At 60.5% G+C, this 14712-nt stretch carries 12 protein-coding genes and 3 tRNA genes; 2 read left to right on the top strand and 13 right to left on the bottom strand.

All coding sequences use genetic code 11. The features are described 5' to 3' along the window. Positions 1–51: 51 nt before the first annotated feature. The 9 genes from hflC to nnr all read right to left on the bottom strand — a co-directional run bounded on the left by hflC (position 52) and on the right by nnr (position 10820). Entirely contained in the window at positions 52–1056 is a 1005-nt protein-coding gene (gene hflC / locus ACJ8PN_RS11055; RefSeq protein WP_004933669.1) for a protease modulator HflC, read from the bottom strand. Positions 1057–1059: 3 nt separating this feature from the next. Continuing rightward, positions 1060–2310, bottom strand: a complete 1251-nt coding sequence (gene hflK, locus ACJ8PN_RS11050) for an FtsH protease activity modulator HflK (protein WP_442534939.1) — start codon at positions 2308–2310, stop codon at positions 1060–1062. 68 nt (positions 2311–2378) lie between these two features. Next, positions 2379–3659: a ribosome rescue GTPase HflX gene (hflX, locus tag ACJ8PN_RS11045; RefSeq protein WP_004933675.1), complete on the bottom strand. Its 1281-nt coding sequence runs from the start codon at positions 3657–3659 to the stop codon at positions 2379–2381. A gap of 98 nt (positions 3660–3757) precedes the next feature. After that, positions 3758–4066 carry an RNA chaperone Hfq gene (gene hfq / locus ACJ8PN_RS11040; RefSeq protein ID WP_004933678.1) on the bottom strand — a complete coding sequence of 103 codons (309 nt, stop codon included), beginning with the start codon at positions 4064–4066 and terminating at the stop codon, positions 3758–3760. Between the two features lie 114 nt (positions 4067–4180). Continuing rightward, entirely contained in the window at positions 4181–5122 is a 942-nt protein-coding gene (miaA, locus tag ACJ8PN_RS11035; RefSeq protein WP_004933679.1) for a tRNA (adenosine(37)-N6)-dimethylallyltransferase MiaA, read from the bottom strand. After that, positions 5115–6998 (bottom strand): DNA mismatch repair endonuclease MutL, encoded by a 1884-nt coding sequence (gene mutL / locus ACJ8PN_RS11030; protein WP_442534938.1) that lies wholly within the window; start codon positions 6996–6998, stop codon positions 5115–5117. The genes miaA and mutL overlap by 8 nt, the downstream gene beginning before the upstream one ends. A 22-nt stretch (positions 6999–7020) precedes the next feature. Next, positions 7021–8817, bottom strand: coding sequence for an N-acetylmuramoyl-L-alanine amidase AmiB (amiB, locus tag ACJ8PN_RS11025; protein ID WP_004929933.1), 1797 nt, complete (start codon positions 8815–8817; stop codon positions 7021–7023). Between the two features lie 7 nt (positions 8818–8824). Beyond that, positions 8825–9295, bottom strand: coding sequence for a tRNA (adenosine(37)-N6)-threonylcarbamoyltransferase complex ATPase subunit type 1 TsaE (gene tsaE, locus ACJ8PN_RS11020; RefSeq protein ID WP_015376387.1), 471 nt, complete (start codon positions 9293–9295; stop codon positions 8825–8827). Between the two features lie 10 nt (positions 9296–9305). After that, entirely contained in the window at positions 9306–10820 is a 1515-nt protein-coding gene (gene nnr, locus ACJ8PN_RS11015) for a bifunctional ADP-dependent NAD(P)H-hydrate dehydratase/NAD(P)H-hydrate epimerase (RefSeq protein ID WP_442534937.1), read from the bottom strand. Between nnr and queG the strand changes: the two genes are divergently transcribed. Further along, positions 10819–11958, top strand: a complete 1140-nt coding sequence (gene queG, locus ACJ8PN_RS11010; RefSeq protein ID WP_442534936.1) for a tRNA epoxyqueuosine(34) reductase QueG — start codon at positions 10819–10821, stop codon at positions 11956–11958. The two genes, nnr and queG, sit on opposite strands and share 2 nt — an antisense overlap. A gap of 311 nt (positions 11959–12269) precedes the next feature. On the opposite strand, the gene ACJ8PN_RS11005 is transcribed toward queG, so the two are convergent. The 4 genes from ACJ8PN_RS11005 to orn all read right to left on the bottom strand — a co-directional run bounded on the left by ACJ8PN_RS11005 (position 12270) and on the right by orn (position 13355). Beyond that, positions 12270–12345, bottom strand: a tRNA-Gly gene (locus ACJ8PN_RS11005). Positions 12346–12399: 54 nt separating this feature from the next. Further along, positions 12400–12475 (bottom strand) — tRNA-Gly (locus ACJ8PN_RS11000). A gap of 66 nt (positions 12476–12541) precedes the next feature. Next, positions 12542–12617, bottom strand: a tRNA-Gly gene (locus ACJ8PN_RS10995). Positions 12618–12809: 192 nt separating this feature from the next. Then, the gene (gene orn, locus ACJ8PN_RS10990) at positions 12810–13355 is read right to left on the bottom strand and encodes an oligoribonuclease (protein WP_004929689.1); all 546 of its coding nucleotides are present in this window, start codon (positions 13353–13355) and stop codon (positions 12810–12812) included. 245 nt (positions 13356–13600) lie between these two features. Between orn and rsgA the strand changes: the two genes are divergently transcribed. Continuing rightward, the gene (rsgA, locus tag ACJ8PN_RS10985; RefSeq protein WP_004929686.1) at positions 13601–14650 is read left to right on the top strand and encodes a small ribosomal subunit biogenesis GTPase RsgA; all 1050 of its coding nucleotides are present in this window, start codon (positions 13601–13603) and stop codon (positions 14648–14650) included. The last annotated feature ends 62 nt before the right edge of the window (positions 14651–14712 follow it).

Here is a 14712-nt window from a genome sequence, read left to right as displayed (position 1 = left end):
AACGAGAAAGGGCCCGCGTAAACGGGCCCTCGTTCAGATTGCCTCCCGCGCTTATTTGCGCAGGGTATCAGGCGACTTCATGTAGCGGAAGAAATCGCTGTCCGGGCTCAGTACCAGCACGTCCTGATTATCCTTGAAGCTGGCTTCATAGGCACGCAGGCTGCGGATAAAGGCATAGAAATCCGGATCCTGGCTGAACGCGTTGGCGAACAGCTTGGCCGCTTCGGCATCGCCTTCACCGCGGGTGATACGCGCCTGACGCTCTGCTTCCGCCAGGGTACGGGTCACTTCGTAATCCGCGCTGGCGCGCAGCTTCTCAGCTTCTTCCTGGCCCTGCGAGCGCAGACGACGGGCTACCGCTTCACGCTCGGCGCGCATACGCTGGTAGATGGCGTCGGACACTTCGGCCGGCAGGTTGATCTGCTTGATACGCACGTCGATCACTTCGATGCCCAGCGCCGCCATGCTGTTCGGGTTCACCTGCGGCTGTTTGCCGGTGGTTTCCCGCTCAACGCGCGCCGCCGCAGAGGCGATAGCGTCATCGGCTTCGGTGGTCGCCACTTCTTCGCCGTCGCCCACTGTGCCGGTGTTCAGCGCGTCACGCACGTCAGACATCAGCTTGCCGCGCGAGTCGGTCACGATGTCTTTCACGTCCAGGCGGCCGATTTCGGAACGCAGACGGTCGCTGAACTTGCGTTTCAGCAGCACTTCGGCCTGGGAGACGTCGCCGCCGCCGGTCGCCAGATAGTAACGGCTGAAATCGCTGATGCGCCATTTCAGATAGGAGTCGACGATCAGGTCTTTCTTCTCGCTGGTCACGAAGCGATCGGCCTGGTTGTCCATGGTCTGGATGCGCGCATCCAGGTTCTTCACGGTCTCAATAAACGGGATCTTGAGGTGCAGACCCGGCGCATACACCAGCGGCTTGTTTTCGCCATCGCGCAGCACCTTGCCGAAGCGCAACACGATGCCGCGCTGGCCTTCCTGCACCACAAACAGCGAAGCGTACAGCACCACCAGCACCGCGAGGACAATAACTACAAAAGACTTACGCATTGATTACTCTCTCCCTACGCGAGTGGTGTCGTCACGCTGCGCATTCGCCCGGCGCTGATCCATAACCGATCCGCCGCTGGTGCGCGGAGTGCTGCTGTTGGCAGCCGGCGCAGGATTCGGATTGAGGCGAATCAGGCTGGTATCCTTGTTGCCGCTCTCCGTCGCCGCGCCTTGGCCGCGCAGCATCTGATCCAGCGGCAGCACCATCAGGTTGTTGCCTTTGTCGCTCACCAACACCTTACGGGTATGGCCCAGCACTTTTTCCATGGTTTCGATATACAGACGCTCGCGGGTGATCTGCGGTGCAGACTTGTATTCCGGCAACAGCTTGGCAAAGCGCGCCACCTCACCCTGAGCTTCCAGGACGGTGCGATCCTTATAAGCCTTGGAGTCTTCCAGCAGACGCTGCGCCTGGCCGTTCGCACGCGGCTGAACTTCGTTGGCGTAAGCTTCCGCTTCACGGATGTATTGCTGCTCGTTCTCACGCGCGGCGATCGCATCGTCGAACGACGCCTTCACCTCTTCCGGCGGACGCGCCGCCTGGAAGTTGACGTCCAGCAGCGTGATGCCCATGTTGTAAGGACGAATGGTCTCTTCCAGCATGCGCTGCGTATCGTTACGCACCACGGTACGGCCTTCGGTCAGGATGCGGTCCATCGAGTATTTGCCGATCACGCCGCGCAGGGCGCTGTCGGTCGCCTGGCTCAGGCTGTCGTCGGCATTGACGACGCTGAACAGGTACGCTTCCGGGTTGGTCACGCGGTACTGCACGTTCATTTCCACGCGCACCACGTTTTCATCGGAGGTCAGCATCACGCCGGACGCTGCCAATTCGCGCACGGACTCCACGTTCACCGGACGCACGTCGTCGATGAAGGTCGGCTTCCAGTTCAGGCCCGGCTGCACCAGATGGCTGAACTTACCGAAACGCGTCACGACGCCGCGCTCGGCTTCCTTGATGGTGTAGAAGCCGCTGGCGGCCCAGATCACCACCACGGCGACCGCCGCGATACCGATAATGCGGCCGCTGAAGCCCGGACCAGAGGTGCCGGTGCCGCCGCTATTGCTGTTGGAGCCTTTGCCCCCGCCGAAACCGCTCAATTTCTTGCTCAGTTTGCGGAAGATATCGTCCAAATCAGGTGGCCCTTGATCACGACCGCCTTTGTTGTTACCGCCAGAGTTGCCGCCATTGTTATTGCTGCCCCCCCACGGGTCGCGGTCCTGTCCGTTATTACCGGGCTGATTCCACGCCATGTTTTAGCTCCATATTCTGTGATTGGGTACTTCAGGCTTTCGCGAAGCATAAATGTAACAGGATATGATCATACGATAAAGTCAATCAGGTCCTGTTCTTGCTTGCAGAGACGACGCCATTCGACGATCGGCATTCGCACCACCACGCCAATGCTGCCGTCTTCTTCGTTCCACTCTTTTTCAATCGCCTGAAGCTGGTAAAAACGGCTGCGAAGACGGCCTGCCCGTGGCGGTAAGCGCAATTCGTAATGCGCGATCTCCCCCGATAAGCGCTCCGTCAACGCCTGATACAGCAACGGAATACCCTCTCCGCTGGCGGCGGACAGCCACACCCGGATCGGCAGGTTTTCGTCGTTGCGGTCGATACGCGGCACAAAATCGTCCAGCATATCTATTTTGTTCATCACTAACAGTGTAGGAATTTCATCCGAGTCTATCTCCGCCAGCACGGTGTTCACCGCTTCGATGTTCTCATCGACGCGCGGATCTGCGGCATCGATGACGTGCAGCAGCAGAGATGCCTGGCGCGTTTCCTGCAGCGTCGCCTTGAAGGCGGCCACCAGATCGTGCGGCAGGTGCCGGATAAAGCCTACGGTATCCGCCAACACGGTATCCCCCACGTCCGGCACGTCAATGCGCCGCAACGTAGGATCCAGGGTGGCAAATAGCTGGTCCGCCGCATACACCTCGGCAGACGTTATTCGGTTAAACAGGGTGGATTTGCCGGCGTTGGTGTAGCCCACCAGCGATACGGTCGGCACATCGGCGCGGGTCCGCGCGCGTCGGCCTTGTTCACGCTGCTTTTCTACCCGCTCCAGGCGGCGCAGAATCAAGCTGATGCGATCGCGCAACAGGCGACGGTCGGTCTCAAGCTGGGTTTCCCCCGGCCCACGCAGGCCAATCCCCCCTTTTTGCCGCTCCAGGTGCGTCCAGCCGCGTACCAGACGCGTGGCAATGTGACGCAACTGCGCCAGCTCCACCTGCAGCTTACCTTCATGGGTGCGGGCACGCTGGGCAAAGATGTCTAAAATCAGCCCGGTGCGATCGATCACCCGGCATTCGCACAGGCGCTCGAGGTTTCTTTCCTGCGCCGGGGAAAGGGAATGATCAAACAGGACAACAGACGCGCCGCTGGCTTTCACCGCATCTGCAATTTCTTCGGCCTTTCCTTCGCCGACAAAGTACTTCGGATGCGGGGCTTTGCGGCTACCAGTCACCACTTGCAAAGCTTCGACACCGGCTGAGGAGACCAGCGATTCGAACTCGTTGAGGTCTTCCGTATCTTTGTCTTGCGAGAAATAGATATGAACCAGTACGGCCTGCTCACCGGCTTCATAACGGTCAAACAAGCGTGCAACCTCTCAAACGGACACTCACCGTGAGTTTGGGGGACATAAACAGCCCGCGGCTGCTTATGCTCCCCGTCATGGTTGACTTGCAACGCGCTTTATTCAGCGTCATCGCTTTCCTGCTGCGGCTGTTGCTGCGCAGACGGATTGTTGCCATGGTGATAGTTGCTTGAACCGCCGCTCGGGTTGTTGCTGTGATGCGAAACCGGGCGTGACGGGACAACGGTAGAGATAGCGTGCTTGTACACCATCTGGCTAACCGTGTTCTTCAACAGGATGACAAACTGGTCAAAAGACTCAATCTGGCCTTGCAGCTTAATACCATTCACCAAATAAATAGAAACCGGAACACGTTCACGACGCAATGCGTTCAGGAACGGATCTTGCAAAGATTGCCCCTTAGCCATTCTATCTTTTCCTTATTTGCTTGTTGTTTGTAACTAAGAACCTGTCGGCTCTAAAATAAACGACGTAAAAAATTTGCGCGCTGAATACTCAGCAATTGTACACAATCACCCAACCTATGCACTAACAACCTGTGTCACCGAGTCCAAAGCCTCTCCCGGCTTTTCACTGTCCAACCAATGGACCGACTCCCAACCCCGTAACCAGGTCATTTGGCGTTTAGCCAACTGACGTGTTGCGCAAATACCACGATAAACCATCTCATCGTAACTAATTTCACCAGACAAGTATGACCACATCTGGCGGTAACCGACACAGCGAATGGAGGGCAAGTCCGTATGCAAATCACCCCGTGCGAAAAGTGCACGCGCTTCCGTCTCAAAACCCGCAGCCAACATTTGATGGTACCGCAGCTCGATGCGTTGATGGATCAACTCACGGCTGGTCGGCGCTATCGCAAATTGGTGAACTTGATACGGTAACGATTCACCCGAAATTTTAGTCAGTTCCGTTAAAGTTTTACCCGAAATAAAAAAAACTTCCAGTGCTCTGGACAGTCTCTGCGGATCATTCGGATGAATTCTCAATGCCGCGACCGGATCGATCGCCTGTAACTGACGGTGCAACGCCTCCCAGCCCTGCTCCGCCGCTTGCCGTTCGATGCGCTCGCGCACTGCGGGATCGGCGGACGGCAACGGCGACAATCCTTCCAGCAACGCCTTGAAATACAACATGGTGCCGCCCACCAACAGCGGAATGCGACCGGCGGCGGTGATGTCGGCCATCTCTTTCAGCGCATCGGCGCGAAACTCCGCGGCCGAGTAAGCTTCGGCGGGATCGCGGATATCGATCAGCCGGTGCGGCGCCTGCGCCAATTCTTCGGCGCTCGGCTTGGCGGTGCCGATATCCATGCCGCGGTAAATCAGCGCGGAATCAACGCTGATCAGCTCCACCGGCAGGCGTTCGCGCAGCGCGATCGCCAGCGCGGTCTTGCCCGAGGCGGTTGGCCCCATGATGAAAATAGCCGGGGGACGTGGTGTCATTTCAGTGTCAGTCATGCTTGAGGGCCGCCAGTGCGGCCTGTAAATCAACGGGTTGTAAAAGTCCGCTCGGTGGCGATTTGACCAGCTGCGGGCAAAGTCGTTCAACGTCGGTCAGCAATTGTATCGCTTGCGAGGTGTTCCACTGTTCATGTTCGCTGCCAAGGCGGCGAGCGAGCCAGGTGGCCAGCACCGCGGGTGACATCTCCTGATGTTCGGCCAGATAGCCTAACAGTTCAGGTATCAGTTTTTGTAAATTTTGTTGGCGTAATGGTAAAGGCACTGCGCGCAGCGTCACACGGCCATGATCCGCCTGCAGATCCAGCCCCATCGCCGCCAACAGCGCCTGATGCCGCGCAATGGCCGCCGCTTCGTTCTTCTCCAACGTCAGCTTGACTGGGATCAGCAGCGGCTGCGGCCGCAGCCCTTCTGCCGGCGGGTTGAGCTGCGCCTGGCGCAGCCAGCGTTCCGCCACCGTCAGGTTAAGCAACGCCGGCTGCTGACGCCGTTCAATCAACGCATAACACGGCGGATGGATCATCAACACCCGGCCAAAACTGTGCTGGCCGCCCGCCAACAGCGTTTCCGCTGCGGCTTTCGCCGGCGGGAACAGCGGCGGCTTGCTCGAGACTTCCGGCGCGGCCTCGGCCGGCGGCTCGGCTGCGGGCTGCATCAGTTTACCGTACAGCTCGCCTTCGCGTTTCTGATAGCCGCCCGCCGCTTGCCGGCTCGGCTGCGGCGCCCGCTCGCGGGCGGCGCCGGCCGGTGGCAGCGTTTCACGGCGCGGCGCCGGCTGAGAAAAATGGTTGCCGCCGGCGGCGACGCGGTTTTCCTGCTGCCAGACCGGCGCGGGCGCTTCGTCCGGCGTTTCCGCCAGCGGCAGCGACGGCGTCTGCCCGGCCTGTTGCAGCACGGTGGTCACGGCCTGGTAGATAAAATCGTGCACCAGCCGCGCCTGATGGAAACGCACCTCGTGCTTGGCGGGATGAACGTTGACATCCACCTGGTGCGGATCGACCTCCAGATACAGCACGTAAGCGGGCTGCTGATCGTCCTTCAACTGATCCTGATAGGCCTGACGAATGGCGTGGTTGATCAAGCGATCGCGCATCATGCGGCTGTTGACGTAGCAATACTGCATTTCACCCAGCTGGCGCGCCCCGTCCGGATCCGCCACCCAACCGCGGATGCTCAGATCGCCATGCTGCCAGTCGATGTTCAGCGCATGCTGCAAAAACGCCGGGCCGCAGATGCTGCCCAAACGGCGTTCGTGCTGGCTCTCTTCCTTCGCCGCCCGGTATTGGCGGATCAGTTTGCCGTTGTGGCTGAGGTTGATCGCCACATCGAAACGCGCCAGCGCGATGCGCCGCACCACTTCATCGATATGGCCAAATTCGGTTTTCTCGGTGCGCATGAACTTGCGGCGCGCCGGCGTGTTGTAAAACAGATCCAGCACTTCCAGCGTGCTGCCGACCGGGTGCGCGGCGGGTTTGACCGTCACCGCCTGCTCGCGCCCTTCGGCATAGGCTTGCCACGCCTCGCTTTGTTCGGCGGTGCGCGACGTCAGGGTCAAACGGGAAACCGAGCTGATACTGGCCAGCGCTTCGCCGCGAAAGCCGAGGCTGACGATCGCCTCCAGGTCGTCGAGCGTGCTGATTTTACTGGTGGCGTGCCGCGCCAGCGCCAGCGCCAGATCGTCCTTGCCGATGCCGCAGCCGTTATCGCGAATGCGGATCAGCTTGGCACCGCCGCGTTCGATATCGATATCGATGCGCGTCGCACCGGCGTCCAGACTGTTTTCCACCAGCTCTTTGACCACCGACGCGGGGCGTTCAACCACCTCTCCGGCGGCGATCTGGTTGGCGAGCTGTGGCGGTAACACCTGGATAGGCATGCTGACTCCTGTAGCGGTGGCGCTAGGCCTGCGGAATGGTCAGCGTCCGATCCAGCGGCGCGACGTCCGACTTCAGATTATTGACCCGTTTCAGATCGCCGACGCTGACCCCATAACGAGAAGCGATAGAGGACAGCGTGTCCCCACGGGCCACTTTATGTTTAGACGGCTTCTTCGCCGGCGTTTTCGCCTTGGCGACGGCGGTGACGGCGGCGGTTTTCCCCGCCGGCACCTTCAGGCGTTGCCCGACCCACACGCCGTCTTTCTTCAGTTTGTTCAGATCCCGCAGGGCCGCCATGGTGGTGCCGTAGCTGTCGGCGATGCCGGACAGCGTCTCCGCCCGCTTCACCACGTGGATCTGGGTCTTGCCGCTAACGCTGCGGCTTGCGCCGGCCGGGCTGACGATAGGCTCCGGCTGGCGCACGTCTGGTGTTGAGGTGTTAACCGCCGCTGCGACGTCCAGCGGTCGGTTTTCCACCTTTGGGTCGGCTTGCAGCGGATGCGCCAGGAAGTAGCTGCGCAGGCCGTTATGAATGGCCTTGGCAATCTTCTCCTGATACGCGCTACTGCCCAGCAGCCGCTCCTCCGTGCTATTACTGATAAATCCTGTTTCCACCAGCAGCGATGGAATATCCGGCGAACGCAGCACGCCCAGGCTGGCGTGTTCCGGCCGGCGTTTATGCAACGATCCGACGCTCTGCAGCTGCTGCAGCACTTTCACCGCCACATCGTACCCGACGCGCTGCGAGTGGCCGAACTGCAGATCCAGCACCGCCTGGCTCAGATAAGGGTCGGCCTGGCTGTTGGCCAGCAAATCGCCGGCGCCGCCGAGCAGCTCAGACTGCTTCTCATGCTGTTCCAGCCAGCCGGCCATTTCGCTGTTGGCGCGGCGGTTAGACAGCACCCAGACGGAAGCGCCGCTGGCGCTGCGGTTTGGCGCGGCGTCGGCATGAATGGAGACCAGCACGTTGGCGCCCTGTTTGCGCGCAACGTCGGAACGCCCCATCACCGAGATAAAATAGTCGCCGTTACGCGTCAGCACCGGTTTGAACTGCGGATCGGCGTCCAGCATCGCCTGCAGGCGGCGCGCGATGGCGATGGTGACATTCTTTTCTTTCAACCCGCTCGGGCCAATGGCTCCCGGATCCTGGCCGCCGTGGCCGGCGTCGATCGCCACCACCACCCGATCGCCGGAACCGGCGGAAACGCGGCTGCTGCGCGGCGTGACCTCAGTGGCGGTGCCTGCGACCACAGTCTGTTTTTGGGTAAAGGGATTCGATCCCGTCGGCGCTTTGCGCAGCGGCGGCTCCGGCGCTTCACGCACCGCAACCGGCGCCTGACGCGGCGGTTGACTGACGGCGACCGGCGGAGGCGTTTGCACCGGCGCTTTACGCGCCACGATATTGGCGCCGCCTTCAGCCGAAATGGTGAACACCACGGTATGCACGCCGCCGTTCTGGCGAGTGGAAACGCGGGTTTTGGCGCGCTGGGTCAGATCAAACACCAGGCGCACGCTCTGAGCGTCTTTCGGCGCGCTGGAGCGAATGCTCTTTACCAGGTTTTGCCCGCTAAAGTTGAGCGGCAGGCCGCCGACTTTGCCCTTCTGGTTAACGTCCAGCACCACCCGTTCCGGGCCGTGCAGCGGGAAAAACGCATAATCCGGCGGGCCATTGAAGCTCACCGACACCGTCGCTTCGCGTTGGGCGTTCGACACTTTGATATCGGACAGCGAGGACGCCGCCAGCGCGTTCAACGCGCCGAGCGGCCCCAGCACGGCGATCAGCATGATGACCGCAAATTTTTTCAACACCTGCGTCATTGCAGCATCATCCCTGTGATCCATGAATGCGGTCTAACAACTGGCTGCCGTATGCGGAAATCGCCTCAATCTTCGCCTCTCGCCCCTCGCCCTGATAGCCGAGGTGCAGCGCCAGGTCCGGCTCCGGCAGCACGCCGGTGCCCTGCTGCGGCCATTCGACCAGGCAGATGGCGTCTTGCGCGAAGTAATCGCGAATGCCCATGAATTCAAGCTCTTCCGGATCGGCCAGGCGATACAGATCGAAGTGATACACCGCCAGCGGCTGCAAGGCATAGGGTTCCACCAGCGTGTAGGTCGGGCTTTTGACGTTGCCCTGATGCCCCAACGCCTGCAGGAAACCACGGCTGAAGGTGGTTTTACCGGCGCCCAGGTCGCCGTAGAGATAGATGACGCTGGCGCGATCGCAGGCCTTGGCCAAAGTGGTGCCCAAAGCGACAGTCGCTGCCTCGTCCGGCAGAGGTAAAACGAGTTCTTTCATTCGATAAAGTCTATTTTGCCCACTCAGGATTAACGAAATGAAGGATGTCCGGCAGTAAATCGGTCGCCAACATGCCTCTTGTTCCTTGTCTTTCCGCTACGCGATCGCCGGCCGCGCCATGCACGACGCAGCCCGCACAGGCGGCATCATACAGCGGGAGCTTTTGCGCCAGCAAACCGCCGATGATGCCCGACAGCACATCACCCATGCCGCCGGAGGCCATGCCGGCATTGCCGACGTCGGCGATCGCCATCTGCCCCTGCTCATCGGCGATCAGCGTACCGGCGCCTTTCAGCACCGCCACGCCGCCGTAGCGCGCCGTCAGCTTGCGCACGGCAAGTAAGCGATCACTCTCGATGTCGGCAGTGCTGCAGCTCAACAGCCGCGCCGCCTCTCCAGGATGCGGAGTCATCACGCGATTCTGCCGTTTCTCGGGATTTAATGCCAGCAAGTTCAGCGCATCGGCGTCCCACAAGGCTGGTTTATCGCTGGTTTGCAGCACGTTCAAGGCGTTTTTGCCCCACTCAGCCTGGCCCAGCCCCGGGCCAATCACCAGCACATCCGCCCATTGCATCGCCTGCCGCAGCGTCGCCTCGTCCAGCGCCTGCGCCATCAGCTCCGGCCTGGCCGCCAGCAGCGGCGCAACATGATCAATGTGAGTAAGCACTCGCACTAATCCAGCCCCGCTGCGCAGCGCCGCCTCCGCCGCCATGCGAATGGCGCCACCGAAACCGCTATCGCCGCCCACCAACAGCAGGCGGCCATGCTCGCCCTTATGCGCGCAGGGGCGGCGCGGATGCAGCCAGCGCGGCAACACCTCGGCGGTAAGCCGCTGAATCTGCTCCGGTTGCTTCGCCAACCAACCCGATAAGCCTAGCGCATTCTGATGAAGTTGCCCGACCCAGTCGCGCGCCTGGCCGGTCAGCAGCCCCGGTTTGAGGCCGATGAACGTGACGGTGTGCGCAGCACGCACCACCGCGCCTGGCGCCGCGCCGCTTTCCGCCAGCAGGCCGGACGGGATATCGAGCGCCACCACCGGCGCCGAATGGCGGTTGGCGGCCTCGATCAGCGCGTCGTAAGGCGCACGCGGCGCGCTGCCAAGGCCAGTGCCCAGCAGGCCGTCGATAATGAGCGAAACAGACGCCGGCCAGCGGCTGTTCGCCGGCAGAATGTCGCCGCCTGCAGCTTGCCAGGCCTCGCGAGCCGCTGCGGCTTCCGGTGGCAAAGGGCGTGCGCCTTCGCAGGCGATCAGCGTCACCTGCACGCCCGCCGCCTTCGCCAGACGCGCCACCACATAGCCGTCGCCGCCGTTGTTGCCGTGGCCACACAGCACCAGCCAGTGGTCGCGGGAGGGATACGCGTTGCGCGCCAGCGCGTAGGCCGCCTGACCGGCGCGCTGCATCAAATCGTAAAGAGAAATACCGAGCGAGGCCGCCGCCGCGGGTTCCGAACGACGGATCCAATCCGCAGGCCAGACAGAGTGTGGTAAACTGTCAGCGTATGCTTTTTCACTGTGGCCCGTCATGACGCACCCCCTCGATCTCCATCAACTCGCCCAACATATCAAGCTATGGGGGCAATCGCTAGGATTCCAGCAGGTTGGCATCTGCGATACCGATCTGAGCCTTGAAGAGCCGAAGCTGCAGGCCTGGCTCGACAAGCAGTACCACGGCGAGATGGAATGGATGGCGCGCCACGGCATGTTGCGCGCACGCCCTCACGAACTGTTGCCGGGCACGCTGCGAGTGATCAGCGTACGCATGAACTACCTGCCGGCCAAGGCGGCGTTCGCCAGCACCTTGCAGAATCCGCAACTGGGCTACATCAGCCGCTACGCTCTGGGGCGTGACTATCACAAGCTGTTGCGCCAGCGCCTGAAAAAACTGGGCGATCAGATCCAGGAATACTGCGGCGAGTTGAATTTCCGCCCCTTTGTCGATTCTGCGCCGGTGATGGAGCGCGCGCTGGCCGCCAAGGCGGGCATCGGTTGGGTTGGTAAACACTCACTAATTCTCAACCGTGAAGCCGGGTCGTGGTTTTTCCTCGGCGAGTTACTGATCGATCTGCCGCTGCCGGTGGATCGGCCGCAGGAAGAACAGTGCGGCCGCTGCGTCGCCTGCATCACCACTTGCCCGACCGGCGCCATCGTCGCCCCCTATACTGTCGACGCCCGGCGCTGCATCTCCTACCTCACCATCGAGCTGGAAGGCGCGATCCCGGAAGAATTCCGCCCGCGGCTCGGCAACCGCATCTACGGCTGCGACGACTGCCAGCTGATCTGCCCGTGGAATCGCTTTTCGCAGCTCACTGACGAAGACGATTTCAGCCCGCGCGCCGCACTGCATGCGCCGCAGCTGATCGATCTGTTCAACTGGACAGAAGAAAAATTCCTGCGCATCACCGAAGGCTCGGCGATACGCCGCATCGGCCACCTGCGCTGGTTGCGCAATATCGCCGTGGCGCTGGGCAATGCGCCTTATGAGGACGGCGTCGTGCTCGCGCTGCGCACGCGTTTGGGCCAGGACAGCATGCTGGACGAACATATCCACTGGGCGCTGGCGCAACAGCTTGCTCGCCGTGAAGCGCAGGGCATAGAGGTGCAGACGGCACAGAAAAAACGGCTGATACGGGCTGTGGAAAAAGGTTTACCGAGGGACGCCTGACGGCGTGCGCCGCGCGGCCGCATCACCGGCACCCTTACTCTGTGGATTTGTGCATAAAAATAAAAACACGTTGTCTTTCAACTGCAACAAAAAGAGCAAGTGATCGGCATAACGTTTTGGGATAAATAAATAAGCATATAAATCAAATAGATAAATATTTAATTTGTATGACGTTGATTTTTCAGGCAGGCGAGTTTATGTGCAGAGGCTGTGGATAACTCTGTTCACAACATTTTTACCGGGCGTGTAAAACGGGACAAAAATCCGCGCCGGATAAGGCGTTGGACTTGAGTTTGAAACGAAGAGAAAATTGGAGCGGGAAACGAGACTCGAACTCGCGACCCCGACCTTGGCAAGGTCGTGCTCTACCAACTGAGCTATTCCCGCATAGAGATGCTTTTGGCATCCGGTCACCAAACACTGGCGTGACCTTTGAATTTTTGGAGCGGGAAACGAGGCTCGAACTCGCGACCTCAACCTTGGCAAGGTTGCGCTCTACCAACTGAGCTATTCCCGCGTCGCATAGGTACTACTTGATACTGCTTTATTTATTCATCATGCCGCATCGCGACATTGTTGAATTTGGAGCGGGAAACGAGACTCGAACTCGCGACCCCGACCTTGGCAAGGTCGTGCTCTACCAACTGAGCTATTCCCGCCCGGCGTATCGATGGTGGAACGTTACGAAATTCTTCATCGGTACGGGGTGCGCATTATACGAGAAATCCTTTTTGCCGCAAGCCCCTGAAAGCAAAAAAACGCGATTTTTGTTTGATTGCCGATTAAAGCGCCAGATTGGCGAATTAAGCGGCTAAAAACGGCGTTTTTTCCCCGCAGGGGCCGCCATCGCCTTAAAGCTGAATGAAGTGTTCGCGGTAATAAGCCAGTTCGGCCACCGATTCGCGGATGTCATCCAGCGCCTGATGGGTGCCCTGCTTCTTAAAGCCGCCGAGAATTTCCGGCTTCCAACGGCGTGCCAGTTCCTTCAGCGTGCTGACGTCCAGGTAGCGGTAATGGAAGTAGGCCTCCAGCTCCGGCATGTAGCGGAACAGGAAACGGCGATCCTGGCCCACGCTGTTGCCACAGATCGGCGATTTGCCGGCCGGCACCCATTGCTGCAGGAAGGCGATGGTTTCCAGCTCGGCGGCGCGATCGTCCTGGCGGCTGGCTTTCACCCGCTCCACCAGTCCGCTGCCGGTATGGGTGCGCACGTTCCACTCGTCCATCAAGGCCAGCTGCTCGTCGGATTGGTGCACGGCGATCACCGGCCCTTCCGCCAGGATGTTCAGGTTGGCGTCGGTGACCAGCGTGGCGATCTCGATAATGCGGTCACGCTCGGGATCCAGCCCGGTCATCTCCAAATCGATCCAAATCAGGTTATTTTCGTTTCCTGTCATGATGTTTCCTGCCTAAAAGCCGAGAGAAAAACGCTGTGCGGACGAGACGACGGGCGCCGCCGGTGGCGACGCGCCGCAGCCGGCGGCTAACAACGGTTATTTAATATAAAATAGCGTGTATCATAGTCTTTTTGGTCGCCTTGGGCGACATATACCCTGACGGGTTCAAGGCTGCGCCGGGGGGCAACTCCCCGCCGCGGCTGTGCATATACGTAAAGGTATAAAACCGATTCAAGTGAGGCGCAGTGAGTAAGAACAAACTGTCCAAAGGTCAGCAACGCCGCGTGCAGGCGAACCATCAGCGCCGTTTGAAGCGCGCCGATAACAAACCGGAACCGGATGATTCCCAGCTGGGCGAGCCGCAGGAAGGCGTCGTCATCAGCCGTTTCGGCATGCACGCCGACGTTGAGGCGCCGGATGGCACTCAGCACCGCTGCAACATCCGCCGCACGCTGCGTTCGCTGGTCACCGGCGATCGCGTGGTGTGGCGCCCCGGTCTGGGCACCCATGAAGGGGTGAAGGGCATCGTGGAAGCGGTGCACGAGCGCACCTCGGTGCTGACGCGCCCGGACTTCTACGACGGCGTGAAGCCGATCGCCGCCAATATCAATCAGATCGTCATCGTGTCGGCGATCCTGCCCGAGCTGTCGCTGAACATCATCGATCGCTATCTGGTGGCCTGCGAAACGCTCGAAGTCGAGCCGCTGATCGTGCTCAACAAAATTGACCTGCTGGACGCCGAAGCGCGCAAGCTGGTCGACGGCATGATGGATATCTATCGCAAGATTGGCTACCGGGTGCTGGAAGTCTCCAGCCAGACGCGGGAAGGCATGGCGGAATTCGAACAGGCGCTGGCCGGGCGCATCAGCATCTTCGCCGGCCAGTCGGGGGTCGGCAAATCCAGCCTGCTGAACGCGCTGCTGCCGCCGTCTGAAGAGCAAATTCTGGTAAATCAGGTTTCCGACGTCTCGGGCCTCGGGCAACATACCACCACCGCCGCGCGGCTGTACCACTTCCAGCACGGCGGCGACGTGATCGACTCCCCGGGAGTGCGCGAGTTTGGCCTGTGGCACCTGGAGCCGGAACAAATTACCCGCGGCTTTGTCGAATTCCGTGATTATTTAGGCGGTTGCAAATTCCGCGACTGCCGCCACGATACCGATCCCGGCTGCGCTATCCGCGCGGCGATGGAGAAAGGCGATATCGCGGAAGAGCGTTTCGACAACTACCACCGCATTCTGGAAAGCATGGCGCAGGTGAAGGTTCGCAAGAACTTCACGGACGCCGCAGACTGACACTGACGGGCGGGCATTGACGACGGCGGAGCCCTCGTTACAATGCGCGCCCTTTACCCTGA

Origin of the sequence: Serratia sp. CY76391 (genome assembly GCF_052166695.1) — a bacterium.
In the GTDB taxonomy this organism is placed as follows: Bacteria; Pseudomonadota; Gammaproteobacteria; order Enterobacterales; family Enterobacteriaceae; genus Serratia; species Serratia nematodiphila.
Note: the sequence above shows the minus strand (reverse complement) of the source record. Positions and strands in the feature narration are given on the sequence as shown.

What these genes read in the sequence shown, in the direction of transcription:
- hfq (WP_004933678.1), bottom strand. Translation starts at nt 4,066, where the DNA reads ATGGCTAAGGGGCAATCTTTGCAAGATCCGTTCCTGAACGCATTGCGT.
- hflC (WP_004933669.1), bottom strand. Translation starts at nt 1,056, where the DNA reads ATGCGTAAGTCTTTTGTAGTTATTGTCCTCGCGGTGCTGGTGGTGCTG.
- queG (WP_442534936.1), top strand. Translation starts at nt 10,819, where the DNA reads ATGACGCACCCCCTCGATCTCCATCAACTCGCCCAACATATCAAGCTA.
- miaA (WP_004933679.1), bottom strand. Translation starts at nt 5,122, where the DNA reads ATGACTGACACTGAAATGACACCACGTCCCCCGGCTATTTTCATCATG.
- orn (WP_004929689.1), bottom strand. Translation starts at nt 13,355, where the DNA reads ATGACAGGAAACGAAAATAACCTGATTTGGATCGATTTGGAGATGACC.
- hflK (WP_442534939.1), bottom strand. Translation starts at nt 2,310, where the DNA reads ATGGCGTGGAATCAGCCCGGTAATAACGGACAGGACCGCGACCCGTGG.
- amiB (WP_004929933.1), bottom strand. Translation starts at nt 8,817, where the DNA reads ATGACGCAGGTGTTGAAAAAATTTGCGGTCATCATGCTGATCGCCGTG.
- tsaE (WP_015376387.1), bottom strand. Translation starts at nt 9,295, where the DNA reads ATGAAAGAACTCGTTTTACCTCTGCCGGACGAGGCAGCGACTGTCGCT.
- mutL (WP_442534938.1), bottom strand. Translation starts at nt 6,998, where the DNA reads ATGCCTATCCAGGTGTTACCGCCACAGCTCGCCAACCAGATCGCCGCC.
- nnr (WP_442534937.1), bottom strand. Translation starts at nt 10,820, where the DNA reads ATGACGGGCCACAGTGAAAAAGCATACGCTGACAGTTTACCACACTCT.